This is a genomic window from Sediminicola sp. YIK13 (assembly GCF_001430825.1).
Taxonomy (GTDB): domain Bacteria; phylum Bacteroidota; class Bacteroidia; order Flavobacteriales; family Flavobacteriaceae; genus Sediminicola.
This window is the reverse complement of record NZ_CP010535.1, coordinates 1,498,359-1,520,796: the sequence shown is the minus strand read 5'-3', so window position 1 is coordinate 1,520,796 and position 22,438 is coordinate 1,498,359. Positions and strand designations below refer to the sequence as shown.

Sequence of the window (22,438 nt, the reverse complement as noted above, 5' to 3'; positions counted from 1 at the left end):
GATGCCCTCTTTTTTGAAAATAAGGCCTTTATTATTAACAAATTAGTTAACAATTTATTATACGTAATGGTCTAAAACATCGAGGATTAGGTTACACCCTTTCTCTATTTCTTCCTTTGAAATTGTCAAAGGAGGAGATATGCGTAGGGCTTTTGGTTCAAAAAGCAACCAAAATAAAATCAATCCTTTTTTGGCACAGGTCAGTACCACGTGGTTGGTAATTTCTTCATTCTCAAGCATAACGGCAAGCATTAATCCTTTCCCGTTAATTGCTTTTATATGTTTGTGTTTTAATAATCTTCTAAAAATTGCCTCTTTTTGAAGGGTATCCGATATCAGCTCTGTTTCTGTAATTTCTCTTAAGGTAGCAAGACAGGCAGCTGCGATCACTGGGTTCCCTCCAAAGGTGGTGATGTGGCCGAGTTTTGGTTTGTCCTGCAACATGGCCATCATCTCTTTTGATGCCACAAAGGCTCCTACTGGAAGCCCGCCTGCCATACCTTTCCCTATGACCAGGATATCTGGAATACAATCGTAATGTTCAAAAGCAAAGAGTTTGCCAGTGCGACCGAAGCCTGGCTGAATTTCGTCCAAGATGAGCATGGTTCCCGTTTCATTGCACCGCTGTCTTACCTTGGTTAAATAACCGTTCACTGGCTGTAGAAAACCGGCGGCACCCTGTATGGTTTCCAAAATAACGGCAGCTGTTTTATTCGTTATCTTTAACAGCTCCTCCTCTTTATTAAAAGTAATAAACGATACATCAGGAATAAGCGGTCTAAAGGCACTCTTTCGAGGCTCGTATCCCATAACACTTAAACTGCCCATGGTATTACCATGATAGGCATGATGTGCCGAAATAATCTGTGACCTCCCTGTTGCTCTTCTGGCCAATTTTAATGCACCTTCTATGGCTTCGGTACCGGAGTTCACCAAATACGTTGTTTCCAAAGGAAAGGGAAGGTGGGAGGCCAATAATTTGGCATACTCTACGGCTGGTTTTTGGATATATTCCCCATACACCATTACGTGCATGTATTTTTCAACCTGTTCTTTTATGGCTTTGGTTACCCGGGGATGGCAATGGCCAAGACTACATGCGGAAACACCTGCTACAAAGTCCAAATGGGCATTACCTTTGGTATCATAAATATAACTACCCTTGGCATGTGAAATCTCCAGTGCCAATGGATGGGGCGTTGTCTGTGCCTGATATGTAAAAAAATCCTCTTTCATAACCTTCTTATTCGGCAACAACCCTTAATATCCATGTCTCATCGGAATATTTGCCAAAAAAATTGGTTTCACGTGCCTCATCGGCTTCCTTCTTGGTGTCGTATCTTGCCAAATACACGTAATTGTATTGGTTCAATTCACGGAAAAACCATTTTGGTTCTAATCCTTTTTCGGAAAGGATTCGCATGAATCTCTCATAATTTTCTGTATACTCAAAAACATTGGCCACCAAATAATAGCCCGGGAATAATCCGTTATCACTACCGATATCGTCATAAAGGCCTTTGGTCTTTTGGTCTACGCCAACTGGGATCGTGTCTTTTTCTTCAATCTTCTTAAGTGTCTTTACTTTCTCTTTCTTCTGGACTATTTTTACTTCCTTATCTTGTTGCCCTGTTACAACGGGTGTTTTAACAATATCAGCTCCCTTTTTAATCTTTTTGATTTCTTTTATTTCGGGCGGTGCATCTGTGTCCATGGGATTGTCAATGCCATTGATCTTCACCAGTTTAATATTGTTGTCATCCTCGTCAAAAATATCATCTTTGGTCCGTATACGTTCTTCTCCCCTCCATGTGAAGCCTTTTAACTTACGGCTATTAGGCGGCAAATCTTTTTCTGGGTGCACATCCCCATCGGGGTTTGTAATAAAAGTGATATCTGAAATTTCATTATTTTCCAGCACAATATTGATGGCACTGCAAATGGTCTTGTTGATGCCGATGAGCTCCTGATCATCATTGTACATGTAATAGATGACCTCCGTATTTTTAACCAGGTCTATGATCTTTAATTGATTTTTCTCGAATTTACCAAAAAGATCCTTGCCCTTTGCTTGGTTGTAGCCATCATTGCTAATGGTGTCCAAGGATATGACAAAGGCATTGTTGAGTACTTTAAGGGAATCGAGTTTTTCGGTTTTTAAGTCCGACAATAAATGAATACTATCCCCAGTCATTTGGTTTTCCCCATTCCATATCACGGGTCTGGTGATCAATTGGGTAATCCCGGTTTTTTGGGAAAAATGAATGGAATCTGATTTACCGCTAAGATCTGTTTTGTAAAATTTGGCGTTCCTAAAGGCACGTAAGATTCTTTCGTCCGGCTTTCCAGTGATCATTAAGGTGTCCCCGTGCATATAGAGGGAATCATTTTCTACCTCACTTATGGACACGGCTCTTCTTGTTGCAAAAACGGAATCTTTGGCCTTATATACTTCAGCATAATGGGCTCTTAATATTCCTTTGTTGATGGTGTCGGTAATTTTAATATTGTTGGTAGCAGAGGCAAATTCTGTTCTCTTATCGAAAAACACACTATCACCCTCAATAATTCTATTATTGTAATCAATTCTGGTATTCTTTATGCCATAGCCACTTTCTATTTTAGTGTCGTAATATCCGCGCTCACAATATATTTTATAGGTCTTGCCGGTAATGGTAGAAGGACCATACATGTATGCGTTATTGGATGTGGTATAGTAGTCCAGTTGCTTTGAATCTATGGTGTACTCCGAATTTTGAATGTTCACACTTTTCAAAAATTGGTACTTTTTGTTCACCATGTAATATTTGCCCACTTCACTGGTCAAGGTGTTGGCAGAGTCGACTACTGTTCCGAAATCTTGGTAATACGCCTCTTGTTTTTCCCTATCAAACCTAAGTGTATCGGTTTTAAGGGTCATATCGGTATTTGTCAGTACTACATTTTCATAGGCCTTGGCCAATTTCAAGTTACCATTGTAATCTATTTTTCCGCTCGTCATGGTGATGGAATCGCCCTGCTGCAGTCGGACATTGTTTATGGCCTTAAGTTTATTTTCCTTCTGATAGAATATGGCCACATCACAAAAGAGCACAGCGCCTTGGTGTTCAAATTGCACCTGCCTGTCGTCCTTACTAAATATGGAAGCGCCAGGATATCTGGCTTCATCTTTGGTAAAGTTTGCCCCATAAACGATATTGATCTGCTTTTTTTGTGGAGTTTGGTTTTGTGACCTTCCCATGGATACAAAAAAGAGTAGACCTATGACTATTACTAGTTTGTGCAATGCTTTAAATTTTGGTCAAAAATAGAATATTTTACACGAGAATATTAAAGATTAGGATAGAATTAATAATTCTCTAAACTAAAAAAAGCCACTGTAAAGTGGCTTTTTTATTATCGTACTATGGTCTGCGTTCTATCAGGCCCTACTGAAACTATAGAAATGGGAACTTCCAGTTCCTTTTCCAAGAAATTAATGTAATCATTTAAGGTAGCAGGAAGTTCTTCCGCCTTGCTCATTTTTGTCAAATCTTTGGCCCATCCTTTCATTTCTGTATAGATAGGGGTCACATTTTCTGGTTCTATGTTGTAAGGTAGATGAGTAATAGTTTTACCTTGGTATTTATATGCCGTGCAAACCTTTAAAGTTTCAAAGCCGCTCAGTACATCGGCCTTCATCATGATGAGCTCTGTTACTCCGTTTATTTCAACAGCATACTTAAGGGCCACCAGATCTAACCATCCACATCTTCTTGGCCTACCAGTTGTAGCGCCAAATTCGTTTCCGACCCTGCCCATAGTGGCACCATCTTCATTGAATAACTCTGTGGGGAACGGACCACTGCCCACTCTCGTCGTGTAGGCTTTAAAAATACCAAATACCTTCCCTATTTTATTTGGGGCAACACCCAACCCGGTACAAGCACCTGCGGCAGTGGTATTGGATGAGGTTACAAACGGATATGTTCCAAAATCTATATCCAATAAAGAGCCTTGTGCTCCTTCTGCCAGTATCTTTTTATTATCCCTTTGTGCTTGGAATATGGTTTCCTCGCTATCAATAAAGGTAAGCTCCTTTAATTCTTCAACAGCTTTCCAAAAATCATTTTCCAATTCATTTAGGTCGTACTGAATGTCTACATTGTAAAAACCAATCATGTCCTCATGCTTGTTCGCAAGGGCTCTATATTTTTCTTTCCAATCGCTAAACTCAAGATCACCAACTCTCATCCCGTTACGACCAGTCTTGTCCATATAGGTAGGGCCTATCCCTTTTAAGGTAGATCCTATCTTGGCCTTTCCTTTGGCGGTTTCAGAAGCAGCGTCCAATAAGCGGTGGGTAGGCAAAATCAAATGGGCCTTTCTAGAAATGAAAAGCTTTGATTTGATATCGATATTAAATTTCTTAAGATTCTCAAGTTCTTTTTTGAAGATAACGGGGTCTATGACTACACCATTCCCGACAATATTGATGGCATTCTTATGAAAAATACCTGAAGGGATGGTATGCAACACGTGTTTTATACCGTCAAATTCCAAGGTGTGTCCCGCATTGGGGCCTCCCTGAAAACGTGCAATTATGTCATAGTCTTTTGTTAGTACATCAACGATTTTTCCTTTGCCCTCGTCTCCCCACTGTAGTCCTAGTAGTAAATCTACTGCCATTAGTTGTAAATTGATTAGTTGTTTGAAATTTCTTCCTTGTTTTTAACACCGTAGAAGTACAAGGAATGATTGCTGATCTTAATATTGAAAACTTCTTCTATAGTTTTTTTGATAGATTGGATTCGCGGATCGCAGAACTCAATAACCTCTCCGGTATCGGTAAGGATAACATGGTCATGCTGTCTATCAAAATATGATTTTTCGTATTGTGCCTGGTTTTTTCCAAATTGGTGCTTTCGTACCAACTTACAATCCAATAATAGCTCTATGGTATTATAAAGAGTAGCCCTACTCACCCTATAATTCTTGTTTTTCATATTGATGTAGAGTGATTCTATATCAAAATGTTCTTCACTCTCATAGATTTCCTGAAGTATAGCATAACGTTCTGGAGTTTTTCTATGTTTGTTTTCTTCAAGAAAGGTGGTGAAAACGTTTTTTACAATTTCTTGGTTCTTATTCGTGCCCATAAAGAGTTTGCTGCATTCAACTGCAAAGGTACAGCTAAAATTTAAATTCTGCTTACTTTGTCGATCCCCTTAAGCTGCTTTAAATTTTCAATTAATTTTTTGAGAATACTATTATTTTTCACGACAACGGTGATTTTTCCAGTAAATGTGCCTCCATCGGTACTAAAATTTAGATTCCGCATATTTACGTGCATGTTATCGGAAATAATTTCTGTGACATCACTTACCAATCCAAGGTCATCTATCCCGGTAAGCTGAATTTCAGCAGTAAATTCCTCCTGACTACTATCGATCCATTTGGCGCTAATGATCCTATAGGCGTAGTTGGACTGTAGGGCTATGGCATTGGGACAGTTTTTTTTGTGCACCTTGATTCCTTCGGTCACACTGACAAAGCCAAAGACATCATCCCCAGGAATAGGATTGCAACATTGGGAAAGCTTGTAGGCCAATTTTTCCTCTTCCTTACCAAATACCAGTATATCATATTTGGAGGTGATTTCGTCTTTATTGATGTCCTCTGGGACATGGTGCCTCCTAATCTTATTTTTAAAGAAACTTATAAAGGCATTGCTATAAGAGGATGCGAAATCCTTTAGCATTTGGTTGTCGATGGCACCAATTCCCACCCTGTAAAAAAGATCCAAACTTGTCTTCAGTTTAAAGAAGATGACCATTTTATTAATGGTATCCTCGTTCAGGGATATTTTTTGGGATTTAAGTTTTCTTCTCAGTACCTCCTTACCATCTAGGGCAATTGATTTCTTTTCCTCCTTTAGAGAAGATTTTATTTTGGACCTTGCACGGGCCGTTGTGGCATAATCCAGCCAACTTTGATTGGGTTTTGCCTGTTCCGAGGTGATCACTTCTACTTGGTCCCCACTGTGCAGGGTGGTATTTAGGGGAACCAATTTTCCGTTCACTTTGGCCCCGCGGGTCTTCATACCCACCTCGGTATGTATGTTGAATGCGAAATCTAAAGGGGTCGCACCTTTTGGCAGCGATTTTAATTCTCCTTTTGGGGTGAAAACAAAAATTTCCTTGGAATAGAGGTTTAGCTTAAACTCTTCTACAAAATCAACAGCGTTGGTATTTGCATTTTCAAGGGCTTCCTGTAATCTATTGAGCCACATTTCAAGTCCCTGCTCTTTTTGTTCCCCATGTTTGTATTTGAAATGGGCTGCATACCCTTTTTCTGCGATCTCATGCATCCTTTCACTACGGATCTGAACTTCTACCCATTTTCCCTTTGGCCCCATTACGGTGATGTGGAGTGCCTCATAACCGGTAGATTTAGGCGAGGAAATCCAGTCCCTTAATCGCACTGGATTAGGGGTGAAATGATCTGTGACTATAGAATAGATTTTCCACGCCAAAAATTTCTCGTTTTGACGATCGGACTTATAGATGATCCTAATGGCGAATTTGTCATAGATCTCGTCAAATGGGACATTCTGCATCTTCATTTTCCTGCGAATGGAAAAGATAGATTTCATTCGTCCTTTGATAATGTAATTGAGACCTTCCTTGTCCAAGGAGTTGCTTATTACTCCTGAAAATGCATCTATGTAAGCAACTTGTTCCTCTTTGGTCTCTTCAATTTTACCTAGGATGTCACTGTAAACTTCTGGTTCGGTATATTTGAGACTTAGATCTTCAAGTTCTGTTTTTATATTGTAGAGGCCTATTCTATGGGCCAGGGGAGCATAAATATATAAGGTTTCCGAAGCAATTTTCACTTGTTTATCCTCTGGCATGGAATCCATGGTGAGCATATTGTGATATCGGTCCGCGATTTTAATGATAATCACCCTTATATCATCATTCAAGGTGAGCAACATTTTTCTGAAGTTCTCCGCTTGCTGGGAGATATTCATATCCTTTTTAAGGTGGGCGATTTTAGTTAGTCCGTCCACGATACGGGCAACGGTTTCCCCAAACATGCGTTCAATGTCGGCCAGGGTATATGCAGTGTCTTCCACCACATCATGCAACAGGGCCGAGGCGATGGAAACGGCATCCAAACCAATTTCGGATGCTACAATTTTTGCTACGGCAATGGGATGAAATATATAGGCCTCCCCAGATTTTCTGCGTTGTTCCTTATGGGCGTCGACAGCCACGTCAAATGCGGAGCGTATCAGTTTTTTATCATCAAGAGATAAGTTTTGATAGCTGATTCGCAGTAACTCCTTGTATTGCTTGGCAATTTGCTTGTTTTCCTTTTCTATAGCAGCTTCCGTCATCATATATTAAAAATAAGACAAACTTTACTATCAACCAACAAAAATTATGCCTTTAAATTCCTGATTCTAGCGATCAGCGGAGGATGGGAATAGTGCATAAACACATATGCAGGATGTGGAGTTAGGTTGCTTAAACTATTTTTGGATAGTTTTTTTAAAGAGGTGACCAATGGCATGGCAGCGAAGGTGTTTTTGGCATAGTCATCTGCCTCATACTCAAACTTTCTAGAGAGATAATTCATAATCAATCCTGTAATTTCAGAAATAGGACTGTACAATATTCCAAATCCTATCAATGCCGCATGAAAACTCGGTTGGGAAACACCAATAGCCAAGGATACCTGTGGATTGTTGATAAATACGGAAAGTATGAATAACGTTAAACCTGTCAACAGCAAGGATGCAACAAGATTAAAAATGATGTGCTTTTTTTTATAGTGTCCTACTTCGTGTGCCAATACGGCTACGATCTCGTCCTCATCCAAATCATTGATTAAAGTATCATAGAGGGTCACCCTTTTTTCTTTTCCAAATCCAGAGAAATAGGCATTCGCCTTAGTAGATCTTTTGGATCCGTCTATCACAAATATATTTTTGAGTTCAAAACCTACATTTTTGGCATAGGTCTCCAATTTTTCTTTCAAGGAGCCATCTTCTAAAGGGGTCTGTTTATTGAACAGGGGAACTATCAATTTGCTGTAGAACATGTTCATGAATATTGAAAATAGGGCTATAACTGCCCAAGTATAGATCCAGAAATTGCTTCCTGCCCACTGAAAAAACCATAGGACCAATGCCAAAATCCCTCCTCCAAGAATAATGGTCATTAGCCAACCCTTTATCTTGTCCAAAAAGAACAATTTTCTAGAACTTTTATTGAAACCGAATTTTTCCTCTATTACAAAAGTTTGGTAATAGGAAAGGGGGGTAGATAAAAGATCGCTCCCAATCATTATAATTCCAAAGAATACCAATGCAATAATAATAGGGTTATCCGAAAAGCTCCTGGCCATTGAATCAATCCATTCAAATCCTCCAAAAATTAGGAATCCAATGGTGAGTAAAAATGAAAATGTGGCCGTTATAAGCCCGAATTTATAATTGGTTATTTTGTACCGCTGGGATTTTTCGTATTCCGAGGGGTCAAAAACATCGTTCAATTCTGAGGGTACCGGATCTTGGTATCTTTTATAATTCAGATAGTCCAATATCCTCTCCAATAGGAATTGGGCACTTAAAATGCCTATGATGATATAAAATAAAACATTACTGTCCATGTAATTTGGTTTTGGAGGAAACTGCGGGCTGGAAACCCTATTGGGACTCCCTTTGTCTTTTCGCTTCAAATATAACTATTGCAGCTGAGACCGAAACATTCATGGAGTCTATTTCACCTTCCATCGGGATAATGATATTTTTGGTGGAATTTTCCAACCATTCAGAAGATAGCCCAGTTGCTTCTGTCCCCACCACTATGGCCGATGCTTCATTAAATCTCACGGATGTGTATTTTTCTGATGCGGTGAGTGCTGCGCAATAAATGGCAATATTTTTATCTTTTAGAAAGGTAATAACTTCAGAAGTAGAGCCTACACCTATTTGATTGGTAAAGACACAGCCAACACTGGATCGTATGATATTTGGATTGTACAGATCGCCTTTGGGGTTGGCAATGATGACCGCATCTAAATTTGCCGCATCGGCAGTGCGCAGAATAGCACCTATGTTCCCTGGTTTTTCAGGGGCTTCTGCGATCAAGACCAATGGGTTTTTGGTGCTGAATTCCATTGCTTCCAGGGAGTGCGATTTGGATCTGGCAATCGCCAAGATTCCTTCAGTAGTTTCCCGATAGGCTAATTTTTGATAGATGTCTTTAGAAATTTCTATAAGTACCTCAGGGCCTATCTCTTGTCCTAATAGCTCCAATACCTTCTCTTTGGCGATAATATCCGCATAAAAGAAAACGGTTTCAAGTTCATAGTTGCCTTTTATCGCCAGTTGTAGTTCCCTAACTCCTTCCAACACAAAACATCCCGTTTTTTTGCGTTCTCGGGATTTCTCTTTAAGTGCCAACGCCTTCTTGACCAATGGGTTTTGTAAACTACTGATGTACTTGCTCTCTGTCATTGGTACAAAAATAATCTAATCCCGTAAACTAATACCGTTGCGTACGACAAATTGTAAAATTCTAACTTAATACTACATGAAATATTCAATACTAGTAATGCTCTTTATAGGTTTGTTATCCTGTAAGGAAGCGAAAAAAACAGAGCAACCTGTCATGGATGTGGAAGCATCAACGGAAGTGGAGCAAATGGACTTTGGTAAATATCCTCAAGGTCTAGTGAAAATATTTGAGGCGCATGGTGGACTGGAAAACTGGAAAAACAAGAAAAGTTTGGCATACGATATTCCAAAGCCTGAAAAAACAGAAACCCATACCATTAACTTATATTCCAGAATGGATAAGGTGGTAACGCCCGATTTTTCCATGGGGTTCGATGGAGAACAAGTTTGGTTAATGGACACTACTAATTCTTACCAAGGGGATCCTGTTTTCTACCATAACCTTATGTTCTATTTTTATGCCATGCCTTTTGTTTTGGCCGATGACGGTATTGTTTATGGTACTGCTGAAGATGTCTTATTTGAGGGTAAAACCTATCCAGGGATTAGCATATCCTATAATCCAGGGGTCGGGATCTCTTACAAGGATGAATATTATATCCATTACGATCCAGAGACCTTCCAAATGGCCTGGCTGGGGTATACTGTAAGTTATAGAAGTGGAGAGAAGTCAGATACCGTAAAATGGATTCGATATAATGACTGGATGAAAGTGTCCGATGTTGTTTTGCCAAAATCAATGTCCTGGTATACCTATGAAGGCAGGACTATGAAAGAAAGTCAAAATACGGTTTCTTTTGAAAATGTAGTCTTGAGTGAAACGGCAAAACCCGAATCTTTCTTTGAAAAGCCAGCACAAGCAAATTTTGTGGAAGGAAAGGTCCAAGAGTAGTAAGTATCTAAAATAACAAAATCCCTGTAGTTAAGTTTTCTTATCTACAGGGATTTTTAGTTTAAGAAATACAGGATTATTTACCGTTGTATTTTCCCATATATCGTTTCCATAATTCTGTCTGGTGTGTTTCCAATGATAACATGCGTCCATCTATGAATGCATGGCTCAATTTATTGGTACGCATATCCAAAGCATCACCTTCAGAGATAAAAAGGGTGGCACTTTTACCTATTGCCAAAGTACCATATTGGTCATCTATTCCCAAAATTTTTGCAGTATTGGAGGAGATCAGGGCCAACGCCTTTTCTTTGTCCAATCCTTGCCCAGCTACTTGTCCGGCATAGAAGGGTAGATTCCGAGCTTGGAAATTGGCAGCATCAATATTTTGGATACCTACCAAAAGACCCGCTTCTGTTAATAGTTTTGGTAATTTATAAGGTAGATCGTAAGCATCATCATCCAAGCTTGGAAGGTCATGGGGTAGATTTACCAATATAGGAACATTCTGTGCTTTTAAGAAGTCAGTAATCTTCAAGGCGTTGTAACCTCCCACAATAACAACGTTTTTGATCCCCCAATTTTTAAGTTTGGTAACGGCATCAATCATTTCCTTTTCTCCATTGGCGTAAACAAACATTCTTTGAGATCCGCTGAAAACACCTTTCATAGCATTGAAAACTGGATTTTTCTCGTTGGAAGTTCCTTTGTTGTACACGGCTGAATTTTGAACAAAAACCTCAATTTCACTAACATCTTTAGTGTAATCTTTATTTGGTTGTAAACCCCTAGGTTCTCCCATCCACCAACGGCCTCTTCTATATGTGTTCGGCCAGTTTAAATGTATTCCATCGTCAGTTTTGACTGCGGCGTCTTCCCAGTTCCAAGCATCGAACTGAACGATAGAGGAGGTTCCGGAAATTCTACCTCCCTTAGGAGATATCTGCCCCAATAAAACACCATTGGGACGCATACTTTCTACGACCTTTGATTCCGCATTATAGGCGATTAAACTGCGTACATGAGGGATCATATCACCAATTTCATCTTGGTCATTACTTGCTCGTACTGCATCTACCTCTACGAGTCCTAAAGAGGAACAAGGGGTAATAAACCCAGGATAAACATGTTTTCCTTCGGCGTTGATTACGGTTCCTTTGGTCGGGGTTTCAGGTCCGCCAAGTGCAGTAATTTTGCCGTTTTCAAACACCAAGGTGCTGTTTTCCATAACAGTGCCGTCCCCAATATGGGCTGTGGCACCTGTTATGGTCATAGCTTCTTTCTGCGCAGAAGCCGGAGTCTGCTGGGCAAAGCCAAGGGAACTTATAAGCGCCAGCAGGATTAATGGTATGTATGTTTTAATTTTCATTTCTTTTATTTTTATGTTTTTAAAAGGCTTATAAGCTATCACAATGCAGTAGTCTATTTTCTTTTTTTACAGGAGCTTGTGTTGCATTACCACCATTTTTTTCCTTTAACATCATGTTGATCAAGGTGTTTCGTTCTTGGTCAATGGATTGTCTCAATTGCTTGTCTTTTTCAAGATCAAAATAAATAGCCCCATCAATTAAGGTCTTTTCGGCTTTGGTGTAAATAGATAGCGGATGGTTGTTCCATAAAACTACATCAGCGTCCTTACCTTCTTTGATACTACCCACTCGATTATCGATATGCAATAGCTTAGCAGGGTTGATAGTTACAGTCTTCCAAGCTTCCAATTCACTCATACCTCCATATTTCACTGTTTTTGCAGCTTCTTGGTTCAATCTTCTGGACATTTCTGCATCATCACTGTTGATAGCAACCGTTACTCCCTGACTGTGCATTATGGCTGCATTATATGGAATTGCATCATTCACTTCAAATTTGTACGCCCACCAGTCACTAAAGGTAGAACCGCCAACTCCATGTTCGGCCATTTTATCGGCAACCTTATATCCTTCAAGGATATGGGTAAAGGTGTTTACTTTAAATCCGAATTTATCGGCGACCTTCATCAACATATTTATTTCACTTTGCACATAAGAGTGACAGCTTATGTAACGCTCACCATTTAGGATTTCTGCAATAACTTCCATTTCCTCATCGTAGCGGTATGGCTGCCCACTTTTCTTTTTGGCATCATATTCCTTTCCTCTTTGGAAATAGTCCATAAATAACTGTTCTACACCCATCCTGGTTTGTGGAAAACGACTGAAGCTTCCCCAATTGGATTGCTTCACATTCTCTCCCAAGGCAAACTTTATGAATTTAGGGGAATTGCTGTAGATCATCTTATCCGCAGTTTCACCCCATTTAAGTTTAATTATGGCAGAACGTCCTCCAATGGGATTGGCAGAACCATGTAGAATTTGTATGGAGGTAACCCCACCTGCAAGGTCCCTGTAAATACCAACATCCTCTGGATCTACAACATCTTCCATCTTGACTTCTGCTGATGAATTTTGCCCGCCTTCATTTACGGCAAGAGCAGCAATATGACTGTGTTCATCAATAATTCCGGCAGTCAGGTGCTTTCCTGTAGCGTCTATAATAGTTGCGCCACTTGAGCTAAGGCCCTTTCCAATCTTGGAAATCTTGCCATTTTTTATCAGGACATCGGTGTTTTCCAAAATCCCGGCATCTTCACTGGTCCAAACAGTGGCATTTTTGAATAACATGGTTTCTTGTACCGGTTTGGAAGCATATCCATGCCCAACATTAGGATAGGTAACTGGAACCAAAACTGGAGCTTCTTTGTCTTTTTTCTCATCTTCTTTTTCGGTAAAGGCTTTTGTTCTTACGGCATTGAAAGAAGACTCGTTACCATCTGGCAAAATAAGACGCCCGCTAATAGTATCGGAAGAAGGAATTACTAGGGCGGTCATGCGGTATATTTTTTCACCTTTATCCGTGTTGAAGCTAAGATCCAACCAGTTATCATCATAACTGATTTTCGATTTCAATTTGACGGTATCCTGAGTGATTTCCGATTTTGGTTTATTGACTTCTCCAGAAATGGCAACTTTATAAGTAGTTCCACCAATGGCTAGGTCATAATTTCCACGAATATCCTTTTGGTCTTTGTTATTTATAATATTTTTTGTTCCCTGAACCCAGTTTTCATAAAGTGTGGTACCCTTGTCAAAAACATCTCCCGAAGTAATCAAGAAATTGGCATAACTGCCAGGGGTAAGGGATCCTATTTGGCTAGATTTCCCTAAAATATTAGCTGGTGTTGTAGTCAGTGCTTCCAAAGCCTTTGTTTTGGAAAGTCCATGTTCAATGGCCTGCATCAACTTATCTTTGAATGCTGATGGGGATTTTAAATCGTATAGTGTTAAAGAGAATGCAACACCATTTTCTGCCATAACTTTTGGATTGGCAGGAGCTTGGTTCCAATACCTCATATCTTCCAAAGTCACAACGGATGCCTGGTATGGATTAGATACATCATAAGCGTCCGGGAAATTTAGGGGCAAAATAAACTTAGCATTGGTCCCCTTTATTTCATTTATGCTTTCATATTCGTTTCCTCCGCCTAGGATAACATACTGCAGATTATTGGCATCCCCAATTTTATCTGCCCTTAGAGCATTTCCTTTGTCCTTTGCTTCAAAGATGGATATTAATCCTTTGTTTTTGTTTAAGGCCTCTAAAGAAAGATCCTTGGTTTTGGAGTTCCCTTTGGAATACCAATCTGCATCACTGTACATTTGTCTCAATAAAGCCATGGAGCCCATTAATGAAGAAGGATAGGCTTGAGTTTTGGCTATGCTCTTATCAAACGAGAAATACTGAGCTGAAGCATCATCCAAAATTCTTTCGGCATCATTTCCGGCGCCATTTAAGGCTACAAGGATCCCTGTTCCTCGGGCAATACCATCCTGAATGTGTGAGTTAACCACACCGAATCCAGCATCACGCATTTCCTTGGCCTTTTTATCATCGTACTTGAATACGGATATCGCCTTATTCTCTGGCATTACATGGTCGTTCCAGTAATAGCCTTCCCTAGAAGGGTCATATTCTCCACTTCTCCCACCACCGGTGGCTTTTTTTGGTTTTTCTACACCAAAATCTGAATAGATATCGATAAACGAAGGGTAGATCGATTTCCCGTTCAAATCAATAACAATTGTGCTTTTTGGTAGGGTTACTGTCTTACCTGCTTGTACTACCTTGCCATTTTGGATAAGTAAGGTTCCACCATCGATGATTTGTGTTGGAGTCACATAAATTTTTGCATTGGTAAATGCTGTGTAATTGTTGTTCGTTGTTTTTACGCCATCATTTTTAGGAAAATAATCTTGTGCAAACAAAGTTGTGCTCGACCATAAGATGGCCAAGACTAGAAGTCGCATTTTCATTTTTATAAGGGTGTTTTAAATTAGTCTCTTTAAAGGTAGAATTCTTAAGACTCTTCTAGCCCGTATTCACTTTTTTTTAACATTATAAAGGATGTTCTTCATGGTAATTTATCAAAAGCGTTACCACGGCGTTGTAGCTATCGATGCCCTTAGATTGATTATTGGCCTTTAAAAAAGTATCAAAAATGGATTTAAATATAGGTTCGGTCGGATTTTTATAGGTTGCCCAGAATTCGGTAATCTCATTATAATTTTTTAACACGCCACCATTTATTTTTTTTAATAATCTTTCAAATGTAGGCTCGTCACTTTTCCTAATATCGGAAAGGCAATAGGCTAGGGCATAGGAATAAGCAGAGTACTTAAAATAAATATCGCTATTGGAGGCGGTTACCAGATATCCTATAAAATTGGTCTCATTTTCAGCTGAATACCCCAACTGGTGTCCCACTTCGTGTCCTGCAACCACAGGATATCTAAAATTGGGAAGCAAAGCATTTACTTGTGCCTCATTGGTAAAGGGATTGAGGTATCCACCATAACCCATATAGGAAAGACCTGTGCTGAACAAGGAATTTTTGAGACTTGGCCGTTGGTATTGAAATATGGAAAATTGGGATTCTAATTCTTGATACCCTTTTACCGTCTTTTCCAGTATTTGTTTTTTGGTATAGGGTACCTTGACCAACTGTGAGCTATCAGCTGTAATGAGCATTTGCGTTTCATTTGTTTTATAAATCAGCTTTTCAACAAATGATTCCAAAGCTTGGCTGTTATTGGTTTCTTCCAGTGATAGGGTCTCGCTTAAAGGGATCCTGTAATAATTTAGGCCCCAAAGTAGATGAAAGGTGAAATAGGCCGTAGAGAGCACCACAAAAATATTTCGTATAAAGGACTTGGGTTGTTGTTTTATCTTGTTCCTTTTCAAAATTAAATAACGTATGATGGCCAGGAATAACAATGCATAAATGATGTCACCAGCAGAAAAAGGAATCCACCCAAAAGCAGTTCTGGAAATTTTGGATAGAAATGGATATACCCCTAAACTGTAATAAGTTTCTATAAATCTGGGGTATTGTCCTATCCATTTAACCAAAATAATTTGTGGGATAAGAGATAGGGCAATAGTATTTTTTAAACGGTTGTTCATCAAATCAAAAATAACCAATCAGAATTAGTATTTGTAGACCAATGCTCTAATTAAATGTTAAATGGTCACAACTGTGGTATAGTCGTTTTTCAATGTGTATTTTTGGGTTCAATTTTATAAAATCTTATGAGCAAAGAAGTACGTCAATTGGAACCCGCAAATGTTTGGAACAAATTCGCTGATTTAAATGCGGTCCCAAGACCCTCAAAAAAAGAAGAACGAGTTATTCAATTTATGATGGATTTTGGAACATCCCTAGGATTGGAAACGTTTAAAGATGAGGTTGGTAATGTCATTATCCGTAAGCCGGCTACAAGTGGCATGGAGGACAGAAAGATGGTTACCCTGCAATCGCATTTGGATATGGTGCACCAAAAAAACACCGACACTGTTTTTGATTTTGATGTACAAGGGATAGAGATGAGGATTGAAGGGGATTGGGTAAAGGCTAAAGGAACGACCCTTGGGGCGGATAATGGTATGGGGGTTGCTGCGATCATGGCTTTATTGGAAAGTGATACCGCGGTTCATCCGGCAATAGAGGCTTTGTTTACTATCGATGAAGAAACTGGTATGACAGGCGCTATGGGACTTAAGGGTGGCGTGTTGCAAGGTGAAATACTACTGAATTTGGATACAGAGGAGGATGATGAGATAGATATAGGCTGTGCTGGGGGTGTAGATGTTACTGCAACTAGAAAATATAAGGAGGTAGCTGTTCCCAAAAATCAGATAGCCTTTACCATTACTGTGAAAGGTTTGCAAGGTGGGCACAGTGGGATGGATATCCACCGAGGATTCGGGAATGCCAATAAAATCATGAACAGGCTGCTGTATATGGCTTGTGTTGATTTTAATATTGGAGTTTCTGAAATTAATGGCGGAAGCCTTCGCAATGCCATTCCCAGAGAAAGTTTCGCTGTGGTTGTTATTGAGGAAAAGCATATGGCCCGATTTGAAAAAGCGATGTCGGATTTGGCGGAAACCGTTAAAGAAGAATTAAAGTATACAGAACCGCAGTTAGAAGTAGGGGTGGAGAAGGTTGAAGTTCCATCATTGATGATGGAAGCAGAAGCGCAGCATAAATTAATAAAAGCGATCTATGCTGCGAAAAATGGCGTCTATGCCATGAGTGCTGCAATGGACGACTTGGTGGAAACCTCCAATAATATAGCCAGGGTAGTTGTAAAGGATGGACTTTTGAAGATTATGTGCCTAACGAGGTCTTCCGTAAATTCTGCTAAATTGGATCTGGCAAATTCCTTAAGATGCGCCTTTGAACTCGCAGGCTGTGAGGTGACCCTAAGTGGAGATTATCCAGGGTGGAACCCCAATCCTGATTCGGATATTCTAAAGGTGTTGGAAAAGAAGTATAAAACTGTATTTGGGGATAGTGCAAATGTGGTTGCCTGCCATGCCGGGTTGGAATGTGGAATTCTGGGAAAAAATTATCCCGATATGGATATGATCAGTTTTGGTCCCACTATTAAAGGTGCCCATTCTCCGGATGAAAGGGTAAGTATTCCATCGGTCCAGAAGTTTTGGAAATTTTTGTTGGAAATACTTAAGGATATACCAAGGACAGAAAAATAGGTTTTGAGACCCGACCAATAATTTAACTCAAATATATTGGATAACTCGCTTGTTTTTAGTAATTTAAAGATTGTCTTAAAATGAACTAATTATGGGAATCAAGAGTTTTCAGGGGCCAATGAAACAGCGCGAGTCCAAGGATATGGTCTCGTTAAAGGTTAGTGATTATATGACCAAAAAGCTGATTACCTTCAAGCCAGAGCAGTCTGTGGAAGAGGTAATTGTCCAATTGATCAAGTATCGGATATCTGGAGGACCGGTAGTGAACGATAATTATGAACTTATAGGAATGATTTCCGAAGGGGATTGTATCAAGCACATCAGTGAAAGTAAGTATCACAACCTTCCGGGGGAGACCAGGACCGTGGGTCAACATATGATTTCCAATGTAGAGACCATAGATGGGAATATGGATATATTTGATGCAGCCAATAAATTTTTACAAGCCAAAAGGCGACGTTTTCCTATTGTGGAGAATGGCGTCCTGGTAGGTCAGATATCCCAGATGGATATCCTTAAGGCCACCATAGAATTAAAGTCGCAAAGTTGGTAAAACCGTGGAGTTACTTTTCCATTTGATTCCTTACGGGTTAGCCATTAAAATAAAAAAGCTCGCAAACTGCGAGCTTTTTTTATGCTTATCAAAGATTGTTATTCTGTTATCCCGGTGATTTCCAGATCAAATACTAAATCAGCATTTGGAGGAATTACATTTCCTGCTCCAGATGGCCCGTAACCCAAATGAGATGGAATGAACAAGCGAACTTTATCACCGACCTTCATTGATAATAGACCTTCTCTAAAACCAGCTATCAAACGTGCTTCAGGGCTATAATCCATAGCCATGGCTTCGTAACCACCACCTGTTTTTATTCTATCGTCAAATTTACCATATTTTACGGCTACAGCCTCAACATTACTATCGAACAGTTCGCCAGATTCCAAATAACCTGCATAGTATACATTTACTTGTTGGCCCACCTTAGGAGACTCTCCTGTTCCTTCTTGTATGCTGTAGATTTTTAGTCCAGAAGCCAAGGTTTCTGCTTCTGCTTTTTGTTTTTCAATTTCGGCTGAGAAGTCAGCTTTCATTTTTTCCATGACCTTTATTTTCGCCTCCTCTTCTGCAAAATAATCGGTCATGATCTGAACGGCATCAAACTTTTTGGCTTCTTTTCCATTGCGGATGATCTCTACTTTATTCATGACAACATCTTCAATAGGCCTATCTTTTGTCATAGGTTCTATGGAAGTTTTTACATTGGCAATGCTATCAACAACATCCATGCCCTCTACAACTTCACCAAAAACGGTATGTCTGCCATCTAAAAATGGTGTTTCTTTATGGGTAATAAAAAACTGACTACCATTGGTGGTTGGACCAGAATTGGCCATGGAAAGGATACCAGCCTTGGAATGGGTTAGCGAGTCATTAAACTCGTCCTTGAATTTATATCCTGGATTTCCTCTTCCTGTGCCAGTGGGATCACCTCCTTGAATCATAAAGTCCTTAATCACTCTGTGGAAAACAAGTCCATCATAATATTTTTTGCCTTTTAGACTATCGCTTACAAATGGACTGGTACCTTCTGCCAAGGAAACAAAATTGGCCACGGTAACAGGTGTGTTTTTACTTTCCAATTTAATAATGATGTCGCCTTTATTGGTTTGGATATTGGCGAACAATCCATCTCCTAAGTCAGCATGTTTGCTAGATTTACAACTTGTAAGGGCTATGGCCGCGACCACGAATAATAAATATGCTTTTTTCATTTTCTTCAATAAATTTAATTTTGGATACTGTCTTTTTGTTTTTCTATTTTTAAAAGTGTGATGGTTGATTTAACGGGTATGTTGGTGCCTATTTTTTTATCATCGCCATGGTAGCCATAGGCCAAGGAAGAGGGAAATAAAAAGGTTGCCTTTTCACCTTCCCTGAGTAACTTTATGCTATTTCTTAAACCTGGAAAAAGGTTTTGTTTGTCCACTTTATACTGTATGGTCCCCATTTCCTCGCTTTTGTAAATGGTATCATTGGAGAAACTTACCAAATTGTAGGTAAAAGTCACCAGATCATCAGGTTGTGGGGTGTAGGCCACAGAATCATTTTTTATTTCATAATAATACCATGAACCTTGTGAACTGCTAAGATAGGTGTGGGCTGTATCACGCGCTATGATTTCCTTGATCTGTTTTTCTTCTTGCGCAAGTAGTTCTTTGTTCCGTTTTATGGTTTCTTTGAAAAAGCTACCAGTCCTTACTTCTATAGGCCTTCTTGGTTCTGTCTCCTGACAGGACACTAAAGATATACTCGAGACTAAAAGGGTCAATAAATATTTCATGCGTTCAATTGTTCTTTATAGTTTTCCAGTAGGGACACAAAATAAGCCGTTGTTTCTTCTAAAGACACATCGCTTTTACCGCCAGCGGCATTGGTGTGCCCTCCGCCTTGAAAGTGTTTTTTGGCAAATTCATTCACAGAAAAATCACCTTCGGACCTAAATGAAATCTTAACGATACCATCCTCTTTGTTTTCAATAAAAATCACTGCAAAACAAATACCATCTAAAGTTAGACCGTAATTGACAAAGCCTTCGGTATCTCCTTTTTTATAATTATTACTGTCCAGCTCTTCTTGGCTCAAAGTGATATAAGCCGTATGGTAATCCTCCATAATGACCATATTTTTTAGAGCACAGCCTAAAAGGTGCAGGCGACTAGGCGTGTTGGTGTCAAAAACCTTGTTGTGAATCAGGGTGTTGTTAGCGCCTTTATCTATTAAATCGGCAGCGATTCTATGGGTTCTACTTGTGGTGGAGAGAAATTTAAAGGAACCTGTGTCCGTCATAATTCCCGTGTAAAGGCAATTGGCTATATCGGCGTTGATCTGATCCCTATGACCCAAGAATTCTATGAAATTATAAACCATTTCACAGGTAGAGCTCATGCTTACATCAGAATACATGATATCTGCATAGTCACCAGGAGCCTGATGATGGTCGATCATGATAAATGTCGCCTTGGCCTCTTCCAAATAAGGACGCATTTGGTCTATTCTTCCCAGATGGTTGAAATCCAATGTGAAAATTATAGTGGCCTCTGAAATGAGTTGTTTTGCGCGATTGGAATCCTTTTCAAAATTCACGATTTGTTCGTTCCCGGGAATCCATTTTAAAAACTTGGGATAATCATTTGGTGAAATCACCGTTGCATCCTGACCTCTGTTTTTAAGATAGTGGTAAAGGCCCAAAGTTGAGCCTATAGCGTCTCCATCGGGATTTTTGTGTGGTACTATTACAATTTTTTGTGGCGATGAGAGTAATGCCTCAGTAGCTTTTATGTCCTTCAAATTCATGGGCGCAAAGATACAATTTTATCATATAGACCTTATTCTTAAAAGCCTTAATTTTGAGTATGTTTTTAAAACAATACCACATGGGGAAAATAGTGTATTATTTTATTTTAATTCTTCTGTTTAATGGTTGTAAATCAGCTACTAAAACAAAGTTGCTGCAGCCCACGGTTTCCGACTTCACCATTGCCTTTGGTTCCTGTAACAAGAGTAGTTTGAACAATCTTTTATGGGATGATATAGTTGCCGCTAATCCAGATGTTTGGATATGGGGTGGAGATATTATCTATGCAGATACGGATAATAGAAAAAAGTTGAGAGAAATGTATTTGGAACAAGATAGGGTAGAAGGATACGCCTTCTTAAAAACTAAAATACCAGTTATTGGTACCTGGGATGATCACGACTACGGTTTAAATGATGGGGGAGTAGAGTTCAATGGAAAAACATGGAGTCAGCAGGAATTCCTGGACTTTATGGATGTGCCAATGGATAGTCCCAGAAGATCACGGGAAGGTATATATGCCACTCATGAGTATACTTTGCCTGAAGGGCATATTAAGATCATCGTGTTGGATACCAGATATTTTAGAACCGCCCTGACCCTGGACAGGGAAACAAAAAAGAGAAATAAACCAAATGATTATGGACAAGGAACGGTACTAGGGACAGCTCAATGGGCCTGGCTGCAAAATGAGTTGAACAATTCCAAAGCAGATTTTAATGTCATCGTCAGTAGTATTCAGTTTTTATCCAATGAGCATGGATTTGAATGCTGGGGTAATTTTCCTCATGAGGTAGATCGTTTGAAAGGTTTGATAGCCTCCTCAAATGCAAAGGGAGTAATTATTTTAAGTGGGGATAGACATATATCGGAATTTTCCAGGACCAATGTTGATGGACTTGCTTATCCCTTGATAGATTTCACCAGTAGTGGCCTTACCCATGTTTATTCAAGTTTTTCTGGGGAACCAAATCCATTTAGAGTGGGAGAGGTGGTCAATAAGAAAAGTTTTGGACTTTTAAATTTCGACTTTAATCAAAAATTAGTGATTTTCAAGATGGTTGGGGACAATGGAGAATTGCTTGGGGAACTAGAACAAAGCTATTAAGGCTTGCGGGTTAATGAATAAAGCGTATTTTTGCGCAAAATTTAAAAGAAGATGATTACAAACAGAACATTTACCATGATTAAGCCCGATGCGGTTGAGAATGGACATATCGGTGCAATTTTGGAGAAAATAACGTCTGCAGGATTTAAAATTGCTGCTATGAAATACACACAGTTGAGTTTAAGGGATGCACAAGAATTTTATGGCGTTCACAGAGAGCGTCCATTTTTTGGAGAATTGGTAGACTTTATGACCAGAGGTCCAATTGTGGCTGCTATCTTGGAAAAAGAAAATGCAGTGGAAGATTTTAGAGCTCTTATCGGAGCTACAAATCCTGCTGATGCAGCTGAAGGTACTATTCGTAAATTGTTTGCCACCTCAATAGGAGAGAATGCAGTGCATGGTTCGGATAGCGATGAGAATGCAGCTATAGAAGGTGCTTTTCATTTTGCAGGAAGAGAAATCTACTAGTAGAATAC

Annotated in this window: 17 protein-coding genes and 1 pseudogene; 5 read left to right on the top strand and 13 right to left on the bottom strand. The window is 39.5% G+C overall.

What is annotated here, in order from left to right; all coding sequences use genetic code 11:
* Nucleotides 1-57: 57 nt before the first annotated feature.
* The 7 genes and pseudogenes from SB49_RS06705 to SB49_RS06675 form a co-directional block, all read right to left on the bottom strand.
* Nucleotides 58-1,236 (bottom strand): aspartate aminotransferase family protein, encoded by a 1,179-nt coding sequence (locus SB49_RS06705; protein ID WP_062058946.1) that lies wholly within the window; start codon nucleotides 1,234-1,236, stop codon nucleotides 58-60.
* Between the two features lie 453 nt (nucleotides 1,237-1,689).
* Nucleotides 1,690-3,241: pseudogene (locus tag SB49_RS06700) on the bottom strand (OstA-like protein); the annotation flags it as partial.
* Between the two features lie 155 nt (nucleotides 3,242-3,396).
* On the bottom strand, nucleotides 3,397-4,668 hold the full coding sequence (locus tag SB49_RS06695; RefSeq protein ID WP_062055035.1) for an adenylosuccinate synthase: 1,272 nt from the start codon (nucleotides 4,666-4,668) through the stop codon (nucleotides 3,397-3,399).
* Nucleotides 4,669-4,682: 14 nt separating this feature from the next.
* A complete protein-coding gene (locus SB49_RS06690) occupies nucleotides 4,683-5,138 on the bottom strand; it encodes a Fur family transcriptional regulator (protein WP_062055033.1) in 456 nt (151 codons plus the stop codon).
* A 41-nt stretch (nucleotides 5,139-5,179) separates the two neighbouring features.
* Entirely contained in the window at nucleotides 5,180-7,384 is a 2,205-nt protein-coding gene (locus tag SB49_RS06685; protein ID WP_062058943.1) for a RelA/SpoT family protein, read from the bottom strand.
* 44 nt (nucleotides 7,385-7,428) lie between these two features.
* Entirely contained in the window at nucleotides 7,429-8,661 is a 1,233-nt protein-coding gene (locus tag SB49_RS06680) for a M48 family metallopeptidase (RefSeq protein WP_062058940.1), read from the bottom strand.
* 37 nt (nucleotides 8,662-8,698) lie between these two features.
* The gene (locus SB49_RS06675; protein WP_062055031.1) at nucleotides 8,699-9,511 is read right to left on the bottom strand and encodes a TrmH family RNA methyltransferase; all 813 of its coding nucleotides are present in this window, start codon (nucleotides 9,509-9,511) and stop codon (nucleotides 8,699-8,701) included.
* Between the two features lie 76 nt (nucleotides 9,512-9,587).
* Here SB49_RS06675 and SB49_RS06670 point away from each other — a divergent pair, with 76 nt between their 5' ends.
* A complete protein-coding gene (locus SB49_RS06670) occupies nucleotides 9,588-10,403 on the top strand; it encodes a DUF6503 family protein (protein WP_062055029.1) in 816 nt (271 codons plus the stop codon).
* 76 nt (nucleotides 10,404-10,479) lie between these two features.
* Here the strand turns inward: SB49_RS06670 and SB49_RS06665 are convergent, their stop codons facing one another.
* From SB49_RS06665 to SB49_RS06655, 3 genes are all read right to left on the bottom strand, one after another.
* Entirely contained in the window at nucleotides 10,480-11,772 is a 1,293-nt protein-coding gene (locus SB49_RS06665; RefSeq protein WP_062055027.1) for an amidohydrolase family protein, read from the bottom strand.
* Between the two features lie 28 nt (nucleotides 11,773-11,800).
* The gene (locus SB49_RS06660) at nucleotides 11,801-14,752 is read right to left on the bottom strand and encodes an amidohydrolase family protein (protein WP_062055025.1); all 2,952 of its coding nucleotides are present in this window, start codon (nucleotides 14,750-14,752) and stop codon (nucleotides 11,801-11,803) included.
* Between the two features lie 82 nt (nucleotides 14,753-14,834).
* Entirely contained in the window at nucleotides 14,835-15,902 is a 1,068-nt protein-coding gene (locus SB49_RS06655) for a DUF3810 domain-containing protein (protein ID WP_062055023.1), read from the bottom strand.
* 126 nt (nucleotides 15,903-16,028) lie between these two features.
* On the opposite strand from SB49_RS06655, the gene SB49_RS06650 reads away from it, so the two are divergent.
* Both SB49_RS06650 and SB49_RS06645 read left to right on the top strand, forming a co-directional pair.
* Entirely contained in the window at nucleotides 16,029-17,495 is a 1,467-nt protein-coding gene (locus tag SB49_RS06650; protein ID WP_062055021.1) for an aminoacyl-histidine dipeptidase, read from the top strand.
* A gap of 91 nt (nucleotides 17,496-17,586) precedes the next feature.
* Nucleotides 17,587-18,048: a CBS domain-containing protein gene (locus SB49_RS06645; RefSeq protein ID WP_062055019.1), complete on the top strand. Its 462-nt coding sequence runs from the start codon at nucleotides 17,587-17,589 to the stop codon at nucleotides 18,046-18,048.
* A 98-nt stretch (nucleotides 18,049-18,146) separates the two neighbouring features.
* Here SB49_RS06645 and SB49_RS06640 read toward each other — a convergent pair whose 3' ends face one another.
* From SB49_RS06640 to SB49_RS06630, 3 genes are read right to left on the bottom strand one after another with little or no spacing between them, the layout of a single operon-like run.
* Nucleotides 18,147-19,268, bottom strand: a complete 1,122-nt coding sequence (locus SB49_RS06640; protein WP_062055017.1) for a peptidylprolyl isomerase — start codon at nucleotides 19,266-19,268, stop codon at nucleotides 18,147-18,149.
* Between the two features lie 14 nt (nucleotides 19,269-19,282).
* On the bottom strand, nucleotides 19,283-19,837 hold the full coding sequence (gene gldI, locus SB49_RS06635) for a gliding motility-associated peptidyl-prolyl isomerase GldI (protein ID WP_062055015.1): 555 nt from the start codon (nucleotides 19,835-19,837) through the stop codon (nucleotides 19,283-19,285).
* Nucleotides 19,834-20,850, bottom strand: a complete 1,017-nt coding sequence (locus SB49_RS06630; protein WP_062055013.1) for a DHH family phosphoesterase — start codon at nucleotides 20,848-20,850, stop codon at nucleotides 19,834-19,836. Before SB49_RS06630 ends, gldI begins: the two co-directional genes overlap by 4 nt.
* A gap of 80 nt (nucleotides 20,851-20,930) precedes the next feature.
* Here SB49_RS06630 and SB49_RS06625 point away from each other — a divergent pair, with 80 nt between their 5' ends.
* A complete protein-coding gene (locus SB49_RS06625; protein ID WP_062058937.1) occupies nucleotides 20,931-21,959 on the top strand; it encodes an alkaline phosphatase D family protein in 1,029 nt (342 codons plus the stop codon).
* Nucleotides 21,960-22,010: 51 nt separating this feature from the next.
* A complete protein-coding gene (locus SB49_RS06620) occupies nucleotides 22,011-22,430 on the top strand; it encodes a nucleoside-diphosphate kinase (RefSeq protein ID WP_062055010.1) in 420 nt (139 codons plus the stop codon).
* Nucleotides 22,431-22,438 lie beyond the last annotated feature (8 nt).